This window comes from Variovorax sp. Varisp53 (genome assembly GCF_059491555.1).
Map to the genome: position 1 here is coordinate 2,579,299 of NZ_CP168512.1, position 16,473 is coordinate 2,595,771.

Here is a 16,473-nt window from a genome sequence, read left to right on the forward strand (position 1 = left end):
TCTGACAGCATTGATACCTACAAAAATACCGATGAAATCAGAGGCCTGCATTCATGTCGCACGTTTGCCACGCGAAGCCGCTGGCATGGAGCGTAGCCCGTTGTTTGGGGAACAGCGCAGAACGGCCCGTGGTGGTGAAGAGTGCGGTGAAGCTTTGATGGGACCATGTGGAAGAGTTCATGGCGCCGATGGTGCCCAGGCTCGTGCGGCCCGCTAGAACGGATGAGAACCTCCGCGCGCGCCAGCTTGAGCGAGCGGCAATCGACGCTGCCCGATCCCCCTCAGTAGGGCCTGGACCGACTGACCTGGGCATACCCCTCGCATGCCCAGCCCTGCTCAGCGCGCCACCATGGCGATGAGCACAATGACGAGCAATGCAAGGTAGATCCTCGCGTGCGCCTGATCTGGGATCCGTCCGATCCATGGTGCGGCCACTCGAATGCCGATCCAGGAGCCGACCATGAGGACGGCCGTGGCACGCAGGTCGATGTATCCCAGATACCAGGCCCCGAAGGATGGGGTCGATCCCGCAGACAACGCGGCATGGTGGCCGTGCCCGCCAGCGCAACGGGCAGCGACAGCGGGTTTGCCATGGCCGTCGCGTGGCCCATCGCGATGCCGCGACGACGCATGAGGGGAACCGTCATCACACTGCCGCCGACGCCGAGGAATGCGGCAATCCAGCCGATGACCAGCCCCGACAACGCTGTGCCGATGGAAGAGGGCGCCGCACGACCTTCCGCAGGCTGCGACAGAAATATGGGCCAAGCGGAACCACTTACGCGAATCCCGCCGATGCGCCAGAAGCAGCGAAGCAGGCCCACTGAGACCGAACAGGATGGGGCGGTGAGTCCATAAGAGCTTGCGTGGTGCTCGGTGTTCCGTCAGCAGGCTGCCGCCGTGAAGGCATCCATGAGCAGGGCCGATCAATACATGAGAAGTCCTCGTTTGACGGCCGCCGCTGCGCCACCGATAGTGCCAGCAGAACAAGGAGACCCCGGTATGAAGCTATCGATCTCACATCTGGCTGGCGCGCTGCTGGCCGTGGCCTTCGCCTCGGGCGGTGCTGCCGCGACCTTGGGCGGTCCTTTGCGACTGGCCGACGAAGGCAGTTTCTTCGTCGGTGGAAGGACGATAGAGACGCCCCACGCCGGTACATCGCCCGCGGGGGTGGTTCCGCCCGGCAGGATAGTGGTCGACCAGATGTACGTGCAGTACCGCATTCCCGAAGGCTCTGCAGGCCGGGTCCCGATCGTGCTGGTGCATGGAGGCGGGCTCACCGGCGCGAGCTACGAGACCACGCCGGACGGGCGAGAGGGCTGGGCCACGTACCTCGTTCGCAAGGGCCATCCGGTGTACGTGGTCGACACGCCTGGGCGCGGACGTTCGGGCTTTGACGCGAGTCCCTTCAATGAAGCGAAAGCCAAGGGGGATGTGAAGCCGTTGCCCTCCAACGTGCTGATGGTGACCAGTGAACTCGCCTGGACCTTGTTCCGATTCGGCCCGAGCTACGGTAAGCCGTTCGCGGACACCCAGTTCCCGATCGAGGCGGTCGGCAGCTTCGCTGCCCAGGGCGTCCCCTTCGCCGAGGCAACGCTGGAAGGCGGAGCCATGCAGACGGCTCCCCGCGCGCTCGCCGCGCTTCTGGACAGGATCGGCCCCGCCGTGGTCGTCGTTCATTCGCTCGCCGGCCCGTTCGCTGACGCGGTCGTCTCGATGCGGCCGAAGCTGGTTCGCGCGGTGGTCAACATCGAGGGGGCGCAATCGGTCGTTCCCACCGATGCCCAGATCGCGGCATACGCCGGAATCCCCGTGCTCGAACTGTTCGGCGACCATCTCGACGCGCCGGTGTTCACCGCCAGGTCGCGACTCGAAGCCCGCCGGGCGGTCGTGGAGCGGATCAACGGCAACACAGGGGGCAGAGCCTCGCTGGTCACCTTGCCGAGCGTCGGCATCCGTGGCAACTCGCACATGATGATGCAGGACAGGAACAACCTCGCGGTGGCCGACTACATCCTCGGCTGGCTCGCAGATCAGCTCAAGTAGAGCGCCCGGCGAGCGGCTGTGGTTCCGCCGATGCCTCCACGATGAAATCGACGAAGGCTTGAGCCGCATGAGACAGGGAGACTCCTGCGCGCTGCACGAGCGATACCTCGCGATCGATCAAGGGTTCTTCGATCCGCTTGCATTGGATGCGGGATTCATCGGTCAGCTTCGCGGCATAGCCAGGCAGTACCGCGATTCCGAGCCCCGCACTGACCATGCCGATGAGGGAGCCCGCATAGTTCGCCTCCGCCACAGGATGCAGCACCATTCCGGCCGAGGCGAAGCCGGCTTCCGTCAGGTCGCGGAATACGCTGCCGCTGCGCAACGCGAGCATCGGCTGCCCAACGACATCGGCCCAGGTCAAGTACTTTGCACCGCCGAAGGCATGTCCGGCCGGGAACACCGCGACCATCGCTTCTGAAAACAGCCGCGTGCGCTTCACGTCGGCTTCATCCGATGCAAATGTGCCGATGCCCACGTCCGCCGAGCCGCTTCGCACCTGGGGGAGCACCTGCGTTGGCAGCGTGTCCTGGAGCACGGCCTCGATGCCCGGGTATTGGGCCTTGAAGCGTGCCAGGATCGGCGGCAGGTAGGTGCTGGAAAGCACCAGCGGAGCGGCAACGACGACGCGTCCGCGCTCCTTGGCCACCAGCGTATCGATGCCGGCGATCGCGGACTGGAGGTCGGCCAGGACGCGCTCGGCGCGCGGAAAGAAATCACTGCCCGCCGTTGTCAGCGTCACGGCTCGCGTGGTGCGGTCGAAGAGCCGCGTGTCGAGGGCTGTTTCCAGTTCCCTTACCAGCAGGCTCAGCGCCGATTGGGTCACGTGCATGGCCTGCGCCGCACGGGTGAAGCTGCCGAGTCGGGCAACCAGGACAAAGGCGCGAAGCTGGCGCAACGTCACATTCATGAGTGGAGCCAATCATTCGATTGGAAAGTCTCGTTTGAATCATAGCCCTCGGCGCCGTCTAATCAACTCGTGACCCAGCCATTTTTTTTTGGCCCGATCCACAGAAAGAAAAGAGACAGACATGAACCGCCGTGAACTCCTTAGCTGCCTGCCAGCGATCGCAGGTGCGACGTTCCCCGCATGGTCGCTGGCCCAGCCGGCTTATCCGAGTGCCCCTGTGAAGCTGTTGGTGGGCTTTCCGCCCGGTACCGCCACCGACGTGGCGGTCCGCGTCGTCGCCGAGCAGATGAGTCGTCGGCTCGGTCAGCCTTTCGTGGTGGACAACAGGCCAGGCGCGGGCAGCAACATCGCTGCCAGGGCTGTTGCCACCGCCCAGCCCGACGGCTACAACATCTTCGCACTGACCGTTGCGAACATCATCAACGCGGCCTTCCCGGTGCCCAACGCAGTGGATCCGGTCAAGGAGTTCACGCCCATCACGCTGATCGGAAGCGTACCCAACGTGCTCGTGGTCCATCCCTCGCTGAAGGCGGGCAGCGTGGCGGAGTTGATCGCGCTTGCCAAGGCACGACCCGGCACTTTGAGCTACGCATCATCGGGCGTGGGCACCTCGCCCCATCTGTCGGGCGAGCAGTTTGCGCGAATGGCTGGAGTCAAGATCGTGCACATCCCCTACAAGGGCAGCACGGCCGCAGTGACCGACCTCCTCGGCGGCCAGGTCCAGTTGATGTTCTCGCCTGCATCGACGGTGATGCCGCATGTGCGCGCCGGCAAGCTCGTGGCGCTGGCCGTGACGAGCCTCCGGCGCACCGCCATCGCACCCGAACTGCGTACCCTGGACGAACTGGGACTGAAAGGCTTCGACACCGCCGTCTGGATCGGCCTCGTTGCGCCCGCGGGTACGCCGGCTGCCGTGACCGGCCATCTGCGCATGGCGGCTCACGCCGCACTGGACACGAGCGAGATCCAGGCCCTCTACAGGGCCCAGGGCATCGATCCGCTGAAGTCCAGCGGCGAGGAGTTCTCTCGTTTCCTGCAAGGCGAAGCGACGCGCTGGTCTGGGTTCATCCGGGCATCAGGAATCAAGGCCGAATAACCAAGCTTTATCAGAAAGGAAATTGCAAAATGGCCAAGCTACATGCCATCGAATGCCGCGCTTTCATCGTGGCCGTCACCGATAAGGCTCTGGAGATGGGGGTGCCGATCACCGTCGCGATCGTCGGTCCCGAGGGGCACCTGATCGCGCTCGAGCGGATGGACGATGCGGGCTTCATCACGCCCGATACGGCGCGCGCCAAGGCCTTCACCGTTGCCGCCTTCCGATCGATGAGTCCGCGCTTCAGCGATGGGCTGGTCATCCAGCAATGGTTCAAGGAGCGCAACCCCCAAATGCTGATCAACGCGTCGGTCTTCACCAACGGACAGGTGGTCGCGTCCGGTGGCTGCGCGCCCGTGTTCAAGGGCAACGAAATGGTTGGCGCCTATGGCATCAGCGGTGCGACGGGCGACCAGGACGAGGAGATCGGTCGATATGCGCGCGCGAAGGTCGGGTGGGCCCACATGCCCGCCGAGGACACCACGCCAGACAGCGTGAAGAAGCACGTGAACGAGATCTACGCCAAGGTGGGCCTGCAGGGCCGCACCCTCTGACGCCGCCGCGCAGTTTGCCTGCGCGGACCTTCCTATTCGAACGACAGAACTTTCCGCCGCGAGCGGGAAAGGACAAGCCATGCCCCTGCATCCAGCCCTTCTGGCCGAAGCCGCCGACGCCCTTTGGGGCGCGGCCGCCACCGGCCATTGCATCCCGCCGCTGCGCGACACCCATGCCGGACTCGACGCCGACGATGCCTACGCCATCCAGCGGCTGAACACCGATCGCAGACTGGCCGAGGGCCGCCGCAGCGTCGGCTGCAAGATCGGCCTGACATCGCGCGCCGTGCAAGCGCAGCTCGGTGTCGACCAGCCCGATTTCGGTGTGATCTTCGACGACATGGGCTATGGCGACGCCGAACCGATCCCGATGCACAGGCTCCAGCAGCCCAAGGTCGAGGCCGAGATCGCGTTCGTGCTCGGCCGCGACCTGGAGCATGAGCGCCCCGGGCTCGCGGACGTGATCGGCGCCGTGGACCATGTGCTGCCTGCGATCGAGGTGGTGAGCAGCCGCATCGCCAACTGGAACATCCGGTTCGTCGACACCGTGGCGGACAACGCCTCCTCTGGTGCCTACGTGCTGGGTACGACGCCGCGGCTGCTGAGGGAGGTGGACCTGCGGCTGTGCGGCATGGTGACCATGCGCGCCGGCGAGCCGGTGTCGGTGGGCGCGGGGTTGGCCTGCCTCGGGCATCCGCTCAACGCAGTGACGTGGCTGGCCAGGACCATGGCGCGCCTGGGCCGGCCGCTGCGGGCCGGCGATCTCGTGCTTTCCGGCGCCCTCGGGCCGATGGTGGGCGTGAACGCGGGCGACGTGTTCGAGACCCGCATTCACGGACTGGGGAGCGTGCGTGCCGTCTTCGAGTCCGCCCTGAACGAGGAGGCGATGCGATGACGCACATCGAAGAACTGGCGGCTTTGCTGGACGATGCGGCCCGCTATGCCCGCTCCGTGGCGCAGATCGATCCGCAGGGGCGGCTCGGGCTGGACGAGGCCTATGCCATCCAGAAGGCCTCGATCGAACGCAGGGCGCGGCGTGGCGCGCCGCGCGTGGGCGTCAAGATGGGTTTCACCAGCCGCAGCAAGATGCTGCAGATGGGCCTGTCGGATGTGATCTGGGGCCGGCTCACCCGTGACATGCAGGTGGAGGAGGGCGGCTGCATCGACCTGGGCGACTATATCCATCCGCGCGTCGAGCCGGAGTTGGCGTTCATCCTCAAGCGGCCCGTGACCGCGGGCATGACGGCGGCGCAGGCGCTTGCGTGCGTGGAGGCCATCGCCCCAGCGCTGGAGATCATCGATTCGCGCTATGCGGACTTCAAGTTCTCGCTGACCGACGTCATCGCGGACAACGCTTCCTCGAGCGGTTTCGTCATCGGCCCGTGGGCCGACCCGGCGCAGGACTTCGGCAACCTCGGGCTCGCGCTCGCGATGGATGGCCACGTGGTCCAGATCGGATCGACCGCCGCCATCCTCGGCCATCCGTTGCGCGCGCTGGTGGCAGCTGCACGCCTGGCGGCGCAGGCCGGCGAGGAACTGCGGGCTGGCGACGTGGTGATGGCGGGGGCCGCCACCGCGGCCGAGTGGATCCTGCCCGGACAGTCCATCTCCGTCGAAATCCAGGGCCTGGGCCAGGCCAGCTTCAAGGCGAACTGACGATGCCGTTCGCCACTGTCCGGATCGTCGCCGGCCGCGACGCAGAGAAGAGAAAGGCGATGGCGCTGGATGTGGCGCAAGCCATTGCCCGCGCACTGGAAGCGCCCATCGAATCCGTGCGGGTCATCGTCCAAGAGATCCCCGCGGACCAGTGGTTCGTGGGAACGGAAAACATCGAGGAGCGGCGCGCGCGCCGTGCTCGCGAAACAGGAGAGCGGAAGTGAGCACAAAACTGAAGGCAGCGGTCGTGGGGCCGGGCAACATCGGCACGGACCTCATGATCAAGTTGCTGCGGCACGCCAAGCACATCGAGCTTGGCGCCATGGTCGGGGTGGATCCCGCATCCGACGGACTGGCCCGCGCGCAGCGGCTGGGAATCCCGACGACCGCGGACGGCGTGGAAGGACTGCTCGCAATGGAGGTCTTCCCGCAGATCGACATCGTCTTCGATGCGACCTCGGCAAGCGCGCACCGGCGCCACGACGAACTGCTGCGTCCGCATGGCGTGCAGATGATCGACCTGACGCCCGCGGCCATCGGCCCTTATGTCATTCCCGCCATCAATCTGGAGCAAGAGAACGCCTGCAACATGAACATGGTGACCTGCGGAGGGCAGGCGACGATTCCCATCGTGGCCGCCGTCTCGCGGGTGGCCAAGGTGCACTACGCGGAGATCGTGGCGTCGATCTCCAGCCGCTCCGCCGGCCCCGGAACCCGGGCGAATATCGACGAGTTCACCGAAACCACGCGTGCCGCGATCGAGAAGCTGGGCGGGGCCGAGCGGGGCAAGGCGATCATCGTCCTCAACCCGGCAGAGCCGCCGCTGATCATGCGCGACACGGTCTTCGTGTTGTCGCAGGGCGCCGACCGTGCAGCCATCGAGCGCAGCGTTCGCGACATGGTGGCAGCCGTGCAGGCCTACGTGCCCGGCTATCGCCTCAAGCAGGAACTGCAGTTCGAGGTCATCGCCGAGGACCGGCCGCTGAACGTGCCGGGCCTGGGTCTGCGCCACGGGTTGAAGACCTCCGTCTTCCTCGAGGTCGAGGGCGCAGCCCACTACTTGCCTTCCTATGCCGGCAACCTGGACATCATGACCTCCGCCGCGCTGGCCTGCGGCGACATGATGGCGCGCCGCCGGCTCGCCTCGGGCATTGCGCGCGGCCTGCAGCGGCACGTATGAAAGACGGGATTTCCATGACCAAGAAGCTCTACATCTCCGACGTGACACTGCGCGACGGCAGCCATGCCGTGCGCCACCAGTACAGCCTGGCCCAGGTGAAGGCGATTGCATCCGCCCTCGACGAAGCGGGCGTCGACAGCATCGAAGTGGCGCATGGCGACGGCCTTCAAGGCGCCAGCTTCAACTACGGTTTCGGCGCACATGCCGATGTCGAGTGGATCGCGGCTGCGGCCGCATCCGTGCGCCGCTCGAAGATCGCGACGCTGCTGTTGCCCGGCATCGGCACGATGCACGATCTGCGCGAGGCCTACGACGCCGGCGCCCGCGTGGTCCGCGTGGCGACGCATTGCACCGAGGCCGACGTGTCGAAGCAGCACATCGCATATGCACGCGAGCTCGGAATGGATGCCGTCGGCTTCCTCATGATGAGCCACATGACCCAGCCGTCGAAGCTCGCCGAGCAGGCCAGGCTCATGGAGAGCTATGGCGCGACCTGCGTCTACGTGGTCGACTCCGGCGGCGCACTGAGCATGAATGACGTGCGCGAGCGCTTCAGGGCCTTCAAGGACGTGCTGCAGCCCGCCACCCAGACGGGCATCCATGCGCACCACAACCTCAGCCTCGGCGTCGCCAATTCGATCGTCGCGGTGGAGGAGGGCTGCGACCGCATCGATGCGAGCCTGGCGGGGATGGGGGCGGGCGCGGGCAATGCGCCGCTGGAGGTCTTCATCGCAGCCGCCGAGCGGCTGGGCTGGCGCCATGGCACTGACCTCTACAAGCTGATGGATGCGGCCGACGATCTCGTGCGCCCGCTGCAGGATCGCCCGGTCCGGGTCGATCGCGAGACGCTGGCGCTCGGCTACGCGGGTGTGTATTCGAGCTTCCTGCGGCATGCGGAATCCGCTGCCGCCAGGTACGGGCTGAAGACCGTCGACATCCTCGTGGAACTCGGGCGCCGTCGGATGGTGGGCGGGCAGGAGGACATGATTCTCGACGTGGCGCTGGACCTGCTCAAGCATCAGGCCGGCGGCACGCAGGCCTCGTCCCACAGCGCCGCGCTCGCCAGCTCGTAGTCGGGGTACCTCGCTTGACAATGCGCTCCATTCGCTCAGAATTGCGCTAACGTTAGCATTGGCGGCGAAGAGCGCTGTTTGAGGCTTCTCTCTTTCTCAGAGGGTGGTCTTCGTCCTCCGGAGTTCGATGGTCGAAAGGGAGGCGTGTGCTTTCTAGTGGGTGCTAACGTTCGCGCGAAATGTGCATCTGACCGGCGGGAGCTCCTTCCAGTCGGTGGTGGCATCGCAGCGCGGCTTTCTTTTTTGCGTCAGACCAGATGGGCCTTCCTGCATGCGTCGTCGTGCGGAGGGTCTTGGATCAACAAACCCAGAGACATGCAATGAGAAATTCTTTGATGGCCATGGCGGCGCTCGCCGCGGCCGGTGGTGCTTGCGCCCAGTCGTCGGTCACGCTGTTCGGCGTGGTGGATGCCGCCGTCAGCGGCTACTCGGCCAAGAGCAGCTTCTACAACACCGGGCTGCTCCCAGCGTCCCCGCCCTCCGGCCAGCCGGGCACGGTGAAGCGCAGCCAGACCGCGCTGTCGAACTCGGGCTACAACAACAGCCGCCTCGGCTTCCGCGGCGCGGAGGACCTGGGCGGCGGCCTGGCGGCCAGCTTCTGGCTCGAGTCGCCGCTTTTCAACGACAGCGGCCTGGCCGGCCTCTCCACTTTCGGCCGCCGCTCAACCGTGAGCCTGTCCGGCGGGTTCGGCGAAGTCCGCCTGGGCCGTGACTTCACGCCGAGCTTCTGGAGCGACACGGTGTTCGACCCGATGGGGGCGACCGGCGTGGGCACCAACCTGATCTCCTCGATAAACAGCAACCTGGCGATCGCCGCGTCGGGCGGCACGCTGAACGGCGCCTTGTCGGGCGGCACCGACAACTACGTGCGCACCAGCAACTCGATCGGCTACTTCCTGCCGCCGAGCCTGGGCGGCTTCTACGGGCAGGTGCAATACGCACTGCCCGAGAACACGAAATCCACCGACGTGCCGGGCAGCCCCAGCCAACGCGGGCGCTATGTCGGCGGCCGCTTCGGCTACGTCAACGGTCCGCTGGACGTGGCGCTCGCCTATGGCGAAAGCACCGCGCAGGATGCGACCACCACCACCGCGGCCGGGCTCTTCGCCGGCAGCGCCGAGCGCAAGATCTCAACCACGAACCTGGGCGCTTCCTACGACTTCGGTGTGCTCAAGCTGTTCGGCGAACTGTCCCGCGCGAGGGATGAGGCAACCACTACCGTGCCGGTCGGCGCGGTCGGCCGGTTCTCGTTCGATACCTCCGGCAGGTACGACGGTGCCTTGCTGGGCGCGACCGTGCCCATCGGCCCGGGCCTGATCCGCTTCGCCTATTCGCGCGTCAAGTTCAAGGCTGACGCCGGCCTGCAGCCAACGGGCCTGTTCGCTCCCGATCGCGACGCCTCGGCCGGGAAGCTCGCTCTCGGCTACGTGCACAACCTGAGCAAGCGTACGGCCCTGTACGCGACAGTGGCGCGCATCCGCATCAGCAATGGCCAGAACAACCCGGCCGTGATGGGTGCGACCACCGGCGGCAGCCCGGCCTACCTGTCGACCGGCACGAGCAGCGGCTTTGCGCCGCGCTCGGCCACGGGCTACGACTTCGGCATCCGCCATGCGTTCTGAACCCGGGCTCGCCGGGAAGATCGACCGCAACCGCGCCTGCCTCATGGCGTGGCCGGGCGCCGCCGGCCCGGCCTGAGTGGAACATGTCAGCGCGCTTGCGCTTCCGCGATCACGGGGTTGCGCAGCACGCCGATCCCCGGGATTTCGACTTCCACCATGTCGCCAACGGCCAGCGGCCCAACGCCGGCCGGGGTGCCGGTCATGATGAGGTCGCCCGGCAGCAGCGTCATGTACTTGCTGAGATAGGCGATCAGGTACGGTACCGGAAAGACGAGGTCGCGGCTGTTTCCGTCCTGCCGCACGACCCCGTTGACGCGCGTGATGATGCGCTGGTCCGCGGGGTCGAGCCCGGTGGCGATGAAGGGGCCGATGGGCGCGAAGGTGTCGTAGCCCTTGCCGGCAAGCAGGCAGCCGAAGGCGCTCTCGCGCCGTTGCAGCACCCGGTCACTGACGTCGTTGCCGATGGTGTAGCCGAACACGTGGTCGAGCGCCTGCGCCTCGGGCACGTGCCTCGCGCGCTTGCCGATGACGACGGTCAGTTCGCCCTCGAAATGCACGTTCTCGCCATCGGCTGGGTAGACGATCGCGTCGTCGGGGCCGACCGCCGAAGTGCTCGGCTTCATGAAGAGCACGGGAATCTCGGGTACGGCCTTGTTCGATTCCTTCGAGTGCGCGCGGTAGTTGTAGCCCAGGCCGAAGATGCGCGGCTGCGGCACCGGCGCCAGCAGCTTGGCCCGAGCGACCGGATCGCGGTGCCCAGTCTCGCGAAGACTTTCGAAAGGCGAGCCTTCGAGTCGCCTGAGCGAATCTTCTTCCACCACACCGTAGTGAATTGCGTTGTCGAGCGCGTAGCGCGCCACCAGCAGTCGGTTCATGCGAAGTATCTCCTGATATGTGCAAACGTTAGCATTTTAGATGCGCCAGCGTCCAGTGCAAGAAATTAACTTATCTTCACAACAAAGAGAGTTGACATGCCGAATCGGGTCGACGGAGAATATGCTAACGATAGCATAAGGAGACAAAAAATGAGTTGCATCGCACTGAGTCCTGGCCAGCCGCCGGACCGACACGCGCCGGCGCGATTCCCGCGCCCAATCAGCTTGGCGGGGGTGGCCCCGTGAGCTTCATGCTGCTGGCCCAATCGGCCCTCGGCGGACTGCTGCTCGGCGGGATCTATGGCCTGCTGGCCATGGGGCTGAGCCTGAGCTGGGGCCTGCTCAGGTTCGTCAACCTGAGTCACTTCGCACTGGCCTTCCTCGGGGCCTATCTGACCTATCAGCTGGGCACGCAGTTCGCGATGCCGCCCTGGGCCGCGCTGTTGCTGATCGCACCAGCCTTCTTCGTTCTCGGGTTGGCGCTGCATGCGGTGTTCGTGCACTTCAAGGTGACCGAGTTCTCGTCGATGCTGGTGACCTTCGGCGTGACGGTGTTGATCGAGTCCCTGATCCAGTGGGTCTGGTCGGCGGACTTCCGCAAGTTCGACACACCCTACGCGCAGTCGTCGTTCCAGCTGGGTCCGATCTTCGTGCCCGTGCTGGAGCTGTCGGCCTTCCTGTGCGCGGCACTGCTGGCGGCCACCGCCTGGCTCTGCCTGCATCGCACACTGCTAGGGCGGGCGTTGCGTGCCGCGGCGCAAGACGGGCCGATTGCAGCGGCATTCGGGATCAATGCCAGGCGCCTGTCCTACGGGCTCGCGGGCCTGTGTTCCGCTTCGGCCGGTCTGGCGGGTGTCTTCATCGCGCTGACTTCCACCCTCGCGCCATCGCAGATCGAAGCGTGGATCGGGGTCGTCTTCGCGGTCGTGATCATCGGCGGCCTGGCCAACGCACCGGGCGCATTGGCCGCCGGCATGCTGGTCGGCATCTCGGAGTCGCTGACCATGGCGCTCGTCAACCCGGCGTGGGCACCACTGGTGGCCTTCTCCATCCTGATTGCACTGCTGCTGTGGAGGCCGAGATGGCTGTGAACTCGACGCCCTCCAGGCTGGCGATCACCGCCGTCATCGCTGTGCTTTTCGCGCTGCCCTACGCCGGTGCGCCCGACTTCTATCTGTCGTACCTGTACGTCGTCTTCTTCTGGGTCGCGCTGGCGACGAGCTGGGGCGTGCTGAGCGGCTATTCCGGCTACTGGAGCTTCGGACATGCTGCCTTCTTCGGCGCCGGGGTCTACACCGCCGCCAGCCTGACGACCAAGGCGGGGCTTCCCTTTCTGCTGACGATCCCGCTTGCGGCCGCTGTGGCAGCAGCGCTGGCCGGCCTCATCGGGTTGGTGGTCTTTCGAATCAAGTCCTTGCGCGGCGAGTTCTTCGCGCTGCTGACGCTCTCGGTCACCTACGTGTTGGCGGCCATCGTGTCGAACACGCCGATCGACGGCGGCGGCGGGGTCAACATGGGCCAGGTATCGCTGCCGACCTTCGGCACCTCGGTGTCGGGCGCGATCTACCTGCTGGGGCTGCTGCTCGCGCTCGGGGCTCTGGCGGTCTCGCGCCGGGTGCTGTGCTCCAGGCTCGGCGCGGGCCTGCTCGCCATTCATGACGATGAGGACGTCGCCGAAGTCAAGGGCGTACCCACGCTGCGCTACAAGCTCGCGGCCTTCGCGATCTCTGCTGCCATCGCGGGCGCGGCCGGTGCGATACAGGCTGGCTACGTTGGCTACATCACCGTGGGAGACACCTTTTCGATCACGGTGCCGCTCTACGTGGTGCTGATGAGCATCCTCGGCGGTGCGTGCCACTGGGCAGGGCCCGCGGTGGGGGCGACGCTCATCACCGTGGCGCTTGGCCTTTTCGTCGGCGGCAACCATGCCGAGCTCGGCCGTGCCGGTGTGGCCTTCTCGTTGATCGTCGTCATCCTGATCCTGCCGCAGGGCATCATGCCCCGGCTGCTCGCACGTTTGCGCAAGGTGCGGGTCCAGCCCAAGGCCGCCAGGCCGGGTGCGCTGACGCTCGCCGCCGCGCGCCCGGCAGCCGCGGCAATGCCTGCTTCTGCCGGGGACAGCGTGCTGCTCGAATGCCGCGGCGTGACGAAGCGCTTCGGCGGCCTCCAGGCACTGGGGGGCGTCGACCTGCAGGTCCGGCGCGGCGAGATCCTCGCGCTGGTCGGCCCCAACGGCTCGGGCAAGTCGACGCTGATCAACATGATCAGCGGGCACTTTCCGCTGTCGTCCGGCAGCATCGTGCTCGACGGCCAGAACATTTCTTCGCTCGAGCCGCACGAGGTGGCCCGGAAGGGCATCGCCCGCACTTACCAGATCCCGCGACTGTTCGAGCAGCTGAGCGTGTTCGAGAACGTCCGCCTCTGCGCCATCTTCGGGAGCGAGCATGGCGCGGGCCAGGACGATCCGGATGCGCTTGCGCGCCACTGGCTGGCGTTCACCGGCCTCGCCGACAAGGCGCACGAGCTGCCGGCGGCGCTGAACCTCCACGAGCGGAAGTTCGTCGAGTTCGCCCGCGCCCTGGCCGCGCGTCCCAAGCTGCTGCTGCTCGACGAAGTGCTGTGCGGCCTGACGCCCTCGGAGGTCGACCAGGCGGTCGGCCTCATCCGGAAGATCCGCGCCGGCGGCACGACCATCGTCTTCGTCGAGCACGTGATGCGCGCGGTGGTCGCGCTGGCCGACCGCGTCGCGGTGCTCGACCAGGGTCGGCTGCTCGCGCTCGGCGCGCCGCAGGAGACCATGCAGATGGCCGAAGTCGTCGATGTCTATCTGGGAGTCGCACATGCTGCTTGAAGTCCGCCAAGCCAATGTCTGCTACGGCGATGCACCGGCGGTGTGGGATGCCACGCTCGAAATCGATGCCGGGCAGATCGTCGCGGTGGTCGGTCCCAATGGTGCCGGCAAGAGCACGCTGATCAATGCCATCGCCGGCATCCTGCGGCCGAGCGCTGGGCAGATCCTGCTCGACGGCGTGGACGTCGGCGCGCTCGCCGGGCACCGGGTCTGCGACCACGGCCTCGCCATCGTGCCGGAGGGGCGGCGACTGTTCACCCAGATGTCGGTGCAGGACAACCTGGAGCTGGGCGCCTATCGCGCCGGTGCCCGTTCGGCGACCCGCGAGACGATGGACGAAGTGTTCTCGCTGCTGCCGGTGCTCAAGGAGCGCCGCACCCAGCTTGCCGGCTCGATGTCCGGGGGGCAGCAGCAAATGGTGGCCATCGGCCGCGCATTGATGGCGCGGCCACGGCTGCTGCTGATGGACGAGCCCTCGCTGGGCTTGTCGCCGCTCATCGTGTCGGACATGTTCAACATCATCCGGCGCATCAACGAGCGCGGCGTGGCCGTGATGCTGGTCGAGCAGAACGTGCACCAGGCCCTGGGCATCGCGCACTACGCCTACGTCATCGAGCATGGCCGCATCGTCACTTCGGGCAAGCCTGGCGCGCTGCTCGCCGACCCGCAGATCAAGGAGGCCTATCTTGGCGTCTGACCACATTCCCTCGGCCGGCGTTCCCGTCGACGTCCACCGCATCGTGACCGGCCATGGCAACGAGGGCGAGAGCCGCATCGCCATGGACTCGACGCCGCCGAGAACAGACGTCTTCAGTCACGTTCCCGGCATGGTTTCGCGCCTGATCTGGGCGACCGGGCCGGTGCCGGCGCTGCCTTTCGAAGGCATCGACCCCACGCCCGCGACGGCGAGCTTCGTGCCGGGCCCGGGAGAGACGCGATTCATCGTGGTGACATTCCCGCCGGACGCAGTCTTCGCCGCACCGGGCTTCGACCCGCAAGCGGCAGCGCGCGAAAACCTGGCCGTGAGCCCAGGCCTCGCCGAATGCTTCGAGCCGGACGGCATGCACACCACCTCCACGGTCGACTACGCGATCGTGCTGGATGGCGAGATCTGGCTGGAACTCGACGACGGCGCCTCGACGCTGCTGCGCCGGCACGAGGTCGTCGTCCAGAACGGAACCAGGCATGCATGGAGGAACAGGAGCACGCAGCCCGCGACGCTCGCCTTCGTGCTGATCGGCGCACTGCGAACGGGCGACCGATCAATCACCACAGCAATGGCAAACAGGGAAAACGCATGAGCGACAACAGAATTGAATCGATACGCGGTCGTCGCGTCTGGGACTCCCGCGGCCGCCCGACGGTCGAGGCCGAGGTCCGGCTGCGCAGCGGCGTGCATGGCCGCGCCATTGCACCCGCAGGGGCGTCCACGGGCACGGGCGAGGCGCTCGACATGCGCGATGGCGGCGAGCGCTTCGCGGGCATGGACGTCGGCCGGGCCTGCGCCGCGGTCAACCACGACATTTCGACCGCACTGGCAGGATGGGACATTGCCGACCAGCAAGCGCTCGACGACCGACTGGTCGCGCTGGACGGCACGCCTGACCGCAGCCGGCTCGGCGGCAACGCATTGGTCGCAACCTCGATGGCGCTGCTGCATGCGCGCGCTGCCGCCAGCGGACAGCCTCTGTGGCGTGAACTCGCAGGCGATCGCCAGGTGCGCATGCCGCTGCCCGAGATCCAGATCTTCGGGGGCGGAGCGCATGCGGCGCGGCGGGTCGATGTGCAGGACTTCATGATCATGTGCCCGGCCGCGAACTCCTTCGCACAGGCGCTGGAGTGGACTGCCGAAATCTACCTCGCGGCGGGTGCCTTGCTGAAGAAGGCGGGGACGTTGCAAGGCGTGGCCGACGAGGGCGGGTACTGGCCGGCGTTTTCCTCCAACGAGCAGGCGCTGGACACGCTGATGCAGGCCATCCTCGACGCCGGGCTGCGACCCGGGGAAGAGGTCGGCATCTCGCTGGACATCGCGGCCTCCGAGTTCGGCCGCAACGGCCGTTACGAACTCGCACTCGAGGGCCGGGCCCTCGATACGAACGGCATGATCGAGATGCTCGGCGGCTGGCTGAAGCGCTACCCGATCCTCTCCATCGAGGACCCGCTGGCCGAAGACGACCCGCAAGGATTCCTGCATTTTTGCCAGGCGCACGGCGCGCGCTGCCAGGTCATCGGCGACGACTTTCTCGTCACCAACGCGGGCCGGGTACGCGCCGCGTCTGCCGCCGGCAGCGTCAATGCGGTGCTCGTCAAACCCAACCAGGCCGGCACCGTGAGCGAGGCCCATGCCGCGCTCGAGGCCGGCAAGGCGGCCGCCTTCGGCACCATCGTTTCGGCCCGCTCGGGCGAGACCGAAGACATCACGATCGCCCACCTGGCCGTGGGCTGGGACGCGGGACAGCTGAAGGTGGGCTCGTTCTCGCGCTCCGAGCGGATGGCCAAGTGGAACGAGGTTCTCCGCATCGAGGAATCGATGGGCAGCGAAGCCCGCTTCTGGGGCTGGGATGCGCTCCCGTTCCGGCGCGCGCGCTGACATCCCGCGCCGCCGTTTTC

General features: G+C 66.6%; 17 protein-coding genes. 14 read left to right on the forward strand and 3 right to left on the reverse strand.

Annotated elements, in window-relative coordinates:
• Positions 1 to 281 precede the first annotated feature (281 nt).
• Positions 282 to 824 (reverse strand): TSUP family transporter, encoded by a 543-nt coding sequence (locus ACEOAB_RS11995; RefSeq protein ID WP_413748019.1) that lies wholly within the window; start codon positions 822 to 824, stop codon positions 282 to 284.
• 178 nt (positions 825 to 1,002) lie between these two features.
• On the opposite strand from ACEOAB_RS11995, the gene ACEOAB_RS12000 reads away from it, so the two are divergent.
• Positions 1,003 to 2,046, forward strand: coding sequence for an alpha/beta hydrolase family protein (locus ACEOAB_RS12000; RefSeq protein ID WP_235508011.1), 1,044 nt, complete (start codon positions 1,003 to 1,005; stop codon positions 2,044 to 2,046).
• On the opposite strand, the gene ACEOAB_RS12005 is transcribed toward ACEOAB_RS12000, so the two are convergent.
• Positions 2,039 to 2,956, reverse strand: coding sequence for a LysR family transcriptional regulator (locus ACEOAB_RS12005; RefSeq protein ID WP_056594950.1), 918 nt, complete (start codon positions 2,954 to 2,956; stop codon positions 2,039 to 2,041). The two genes, ACEOAB_RS12000 and ACEOAB_RS12005, sit on opposite strands and share 8 nt — an antisense overlap.
• 121 nt (positions 2,957 to 3,077) lie before the next feature.
• On the opposite strand from ACEOAB_RS12005, the gene ACEOAB_RS12010 reads away from it, so the two are divergent.
• The 8 genes from ACEOAB_RS12010 to ACEOAB_RS12045 all read left to right on the forward strand — a co-directional run bounded on the left by ACEOAB_RS12010 (position 3,078) and on the right by ACEOAB_RS12045 (position 10,137).
• Complete coding sequence (locus tag ACEOAB_RS12010) at positions 3,078 to 4,052, forward strand: tripartite tricarboxylate transporter substrate binding protein (RefSeq protein WP_413748018.1); 975 nt, start codon at positions 3,078 to 3,080, stop codon at positions 4,050 to 4,052.
• 29 nt (positions 4,053 to 4,081) lie between these two features.
• Complete coding sequence (locus ACEOAB_RS12015; protein ID WP_056594946.1) at positions 4,082 to 4,606, forward strand: GlcG/HbpS family heme-binding protein; 525 nt, start codon at positions 4,082 to 4,084, stop codon at positions 4,604 to 4,606.
• A 79-nt stretch (positions 4,607 to 4,685) separates the two neighbouring features.
• Positions 4,686 to 5,501: a 2-keto-4-pentenoate hydratase gene (gene mhpD / locus ACEOAB_RS12020; protein ID WP_056594944.1), complete on the forward strand. Its 816-nt coding sequence runs from the start codon at positions 4,686 to 4,688 to the stop codon at positions 5,499 to 5,501.
• Positions 5,498 to 6,262, forward strand: coding sequence for a 2-keto-4-pentenoate hydratase (locus ACEOAB_RS12025; RefSeq protein ID WP_413748017.1), 765 nt, complete (start codon positions 5,498 to 5,500; stop codon positions 6,260 to 6,262). The genes mhpD and ACEOAB_RS12025 overlap by 4 nt, the downstream gene beginning before the upstream one ends.
• Positions 6,263 to 6,264: 2 nt before the next feature.
• Positions 6,265 to 6,486 carry a tautomerase family protein gene (locus ACEOAB_RS12030; protein WP_413748016.1) on the forward strand — a complete coding sequence of 74 codons (222 nt, stop codon included), beginning with the start codon at positions 6,265 to 6,267 and terminating at the stop codon, positions 6,484 to 6,486.
• Complete coding sequence (locus ACEOAB_RS12035) at positions 6,483 to 7,442, forward strand: acetaldehyde dehydrogenase (acetylating) (protein WP_413748015.1); 960 nt, start codon at positions 6,483 to 6,485, stop codon at positions 7,440 to 7,442. The genes ACEOAB_RS12030 and ACEOAB_RS12035 overlap by 4 nt, the downstream gene beginning before the upstream one ends.
• 14 nt (positions 7,443 to 7,456) lie before the next feature.
• Positions 7,457 to 8,515, forward strand: a complete 1,059-nt coding sequence (dmpG, locus tag ACEOAB_RS12040) for a 4-hydroxy-2-oxovalerate aldolase (protein ID WP_413748014.1) — start codon at positions 7,457 to 7,459, stop codon at positions 8,513 to 8,515.
• Between the two features lie 320 nt (positions 8,516 to 8,835).
• Positions 8,836 to 10,137 (forward strand): porin, encoded by a 1,302-nt coding sequence (locus tag ACEOAB_RS12045; protein WP_056594934.1) that lies wholly within the window; start codon positions 8,836 to 8,838, stop codon positions 10,135 to 10,137.
• A gap of 86 nt (positions 10,138 to 10,223) precedes the next feature.
• On the opposite strand, the gene ACEOAB_RS12050 is transcribed toward ACEOAB_RS12045, so the two are convergent.
• On the reverse strand, positions 10,224 to 11,012 hold the full coding sequence (locus ACEOAB_RS12050; RefSeq protein WP_413748013.1) for a fumarylacetoacetate hydrolase family protein: 789 nt from the start codon (positions 11,010 to 11,012) through the stop codon (positions 10,224 to 10,226).
• A gap of 251 nt (positions 11,013 to 11,263) precedes the next feature.
• On the opposite strand from ACEOAB_RS12050, the gene ACEOAB_RS12055 reads away from it, so the two are divergent.
• From ACEOAB_RS12055 to eno, 5 genes are read left to right on the forward strand one after another with little or no spacing between them, the layout of a single operon-like run.
• A complete protein-coding gene (locus tag ACEOAB_RS12055; RefSeq protein ID WP_056594979.1) occupies positions 11,264 to 12,103 on the forward strand; it encodes a branched-chain amino acid ABC transporter permease in 840 nt (279 codons plus the stop codon).
• The gene (locus ACEOAB_RS12060; protein WP_413748012.1) at positions 12,094 to 13,863 is read left to right on the forward strand and encodes a branched-chain amino acid ABC transporter ATP-binding protein/permease; all 1,770 of its coding nucleotides are present in this window, start codon (positions 12,094 to 12,096) and stop codon (positions 13,861 to 13,863) included. The genes ACEOAB_RS12055 and ACEOAB_RS12060 overlap by 10 nt, the downstream gene beginning before the upstream one ends.
• A complete protein-coding gene (locus tag ACEOAB_RS12065; RefSeq protein WP_413748011.1) occupies positions 13,853 to 14,560 on the forward strand; it encodes an ABC transporter ATP-binding protein in 708 nt (235 codons plus the stop codon). Before ACEOAB_RS12060 ends, ACEOAB_RS12065 begins: the two co-directional genes overlap by 11 nt.
• Entirely contained in the window at positions 14,550 to 15,164 is a 615-nt protein-coding gene (locus ACEOAB_RS12070) for a cupin domain-containing protein (RefSeq protein ID WP_413748010.1), read from the forward strand. The genes ACEOAB_RS12065 and ACEOAB_RS12070 overlap by 11 nt, the downstream gene beginning before the upstream one ends.
• Positions 15,161 to 16,453, forward strand: a complete 1,293-nt coding sequence (gene eno, locus ACEOAB_RS12075; RefSeq protein ID WP_056594930.1) for a phosphopyruvate hydratase — start codon at positions 15,161 to 15,163, stop codon at positions 16,451 to 16,453. Before ACEOAB_RS12070 ends, eno begins: the two co-directional genes overlap by 4 nt.
• The last annotated feature ends 20 nt before the right edge of the window (positions 16,454 to 16,473 follow it).

Coding starts and splice junctions, on each gene's coding strand:
- ACEOAB_RS12000 (WP_235508011.1), top strand. CDS start 1,003: ATGAAGCTATCGATCTCACATCTGGCTGGCGCGCTGCTGGCCGTGGCC.
- ACEOAB_RS12005 (WP_056594950.1), bottom strand. CDS start 2,956: ATGAATGTGACGTTGCGCCAGCTTCGCGCCTTTGTCCTGGTTGCCCGA.
- ACEOAB_RS12010 (WP_413748018.1), top strand. CDS start 3,078: ATGAACCGCCGTGAACTCCTTAGCTGCCTGCCAGCGATCGCAGGTGCG.
- ACEOAB_RS12015 (WP_056594946.1), top strand. CDS start 4,082: ATGGCCAAGCTACATGCCATCGAATGCCGCGCTTTCATCGTGGCCGTC.
- mhpD (WP_056594944.1), top strand. CDS start 4,686: ATGCCCCTGCATCCAGCCCTTCTGGCCGAAGCCGCCGACGCCCTTTGG.
- ACEOAB_RS12025 (WP_413748017.1), top strand. CDS start 5,498: ATGACGCACATCGAAGAACTGGCGGCTTTGCTGGACGATGCGGCCCGC.
- ACEOAB_RS12030 (WP_413748016.1), top strand. CDS start 6,265: ATGCCGTTCGCCACTGTCCGGATCGTCGCCGGCCGCGACGCAGAGAAG.
- dmpG (WP_413748014.1), top strand. CDS start 7,457: ATGACCAAGAAGCTCTACATCTCCGACGTGACACTGCGCGACGGCAGC.
- ACEOAB_RS12045 (WP_056594934.1), top strand. CDS start 8,836: ATGAGAAATTCTTTGATGGCCATGGCGGCGCTCGCCGCGGCCGGTGGT.
- ACEOAB_RS12050 (WP_413748013.1), bottom strand. CDS start 11,012: ATGAACCGACTGCTGGTGGCGCGCTACGCGCTCGACAACGCAATTCAC.
- ACEOAB_RS12055 (WP_056594979.1), top strand. CDS start 11,264: ATGCTGCTGGCCCAATCGGCCCTCGGCGGACTGCTGCTCGGCGGGATC.
- ACEOAB_RS12060 (WP_413748012.1), top strand. CDS start 12,094: ATGGCTGTGAACTCGACGCCCTCCAGGCTGGCGATCACCGCCGTCATC.
- ACEOAB_RS12065 (WP_413748011.1), top strand. CDS start 13,853: ATGCTGCTTGAAGTCCGCCAAGCCAATGTCTGCTACGGCGATGCACCG.
- eno (WP_056594930.1), top strand. CDS start 15,161: ATGAGCGACAACAGAATTGAATCGATACGCGGTCGTCGCGTCTGGGAC.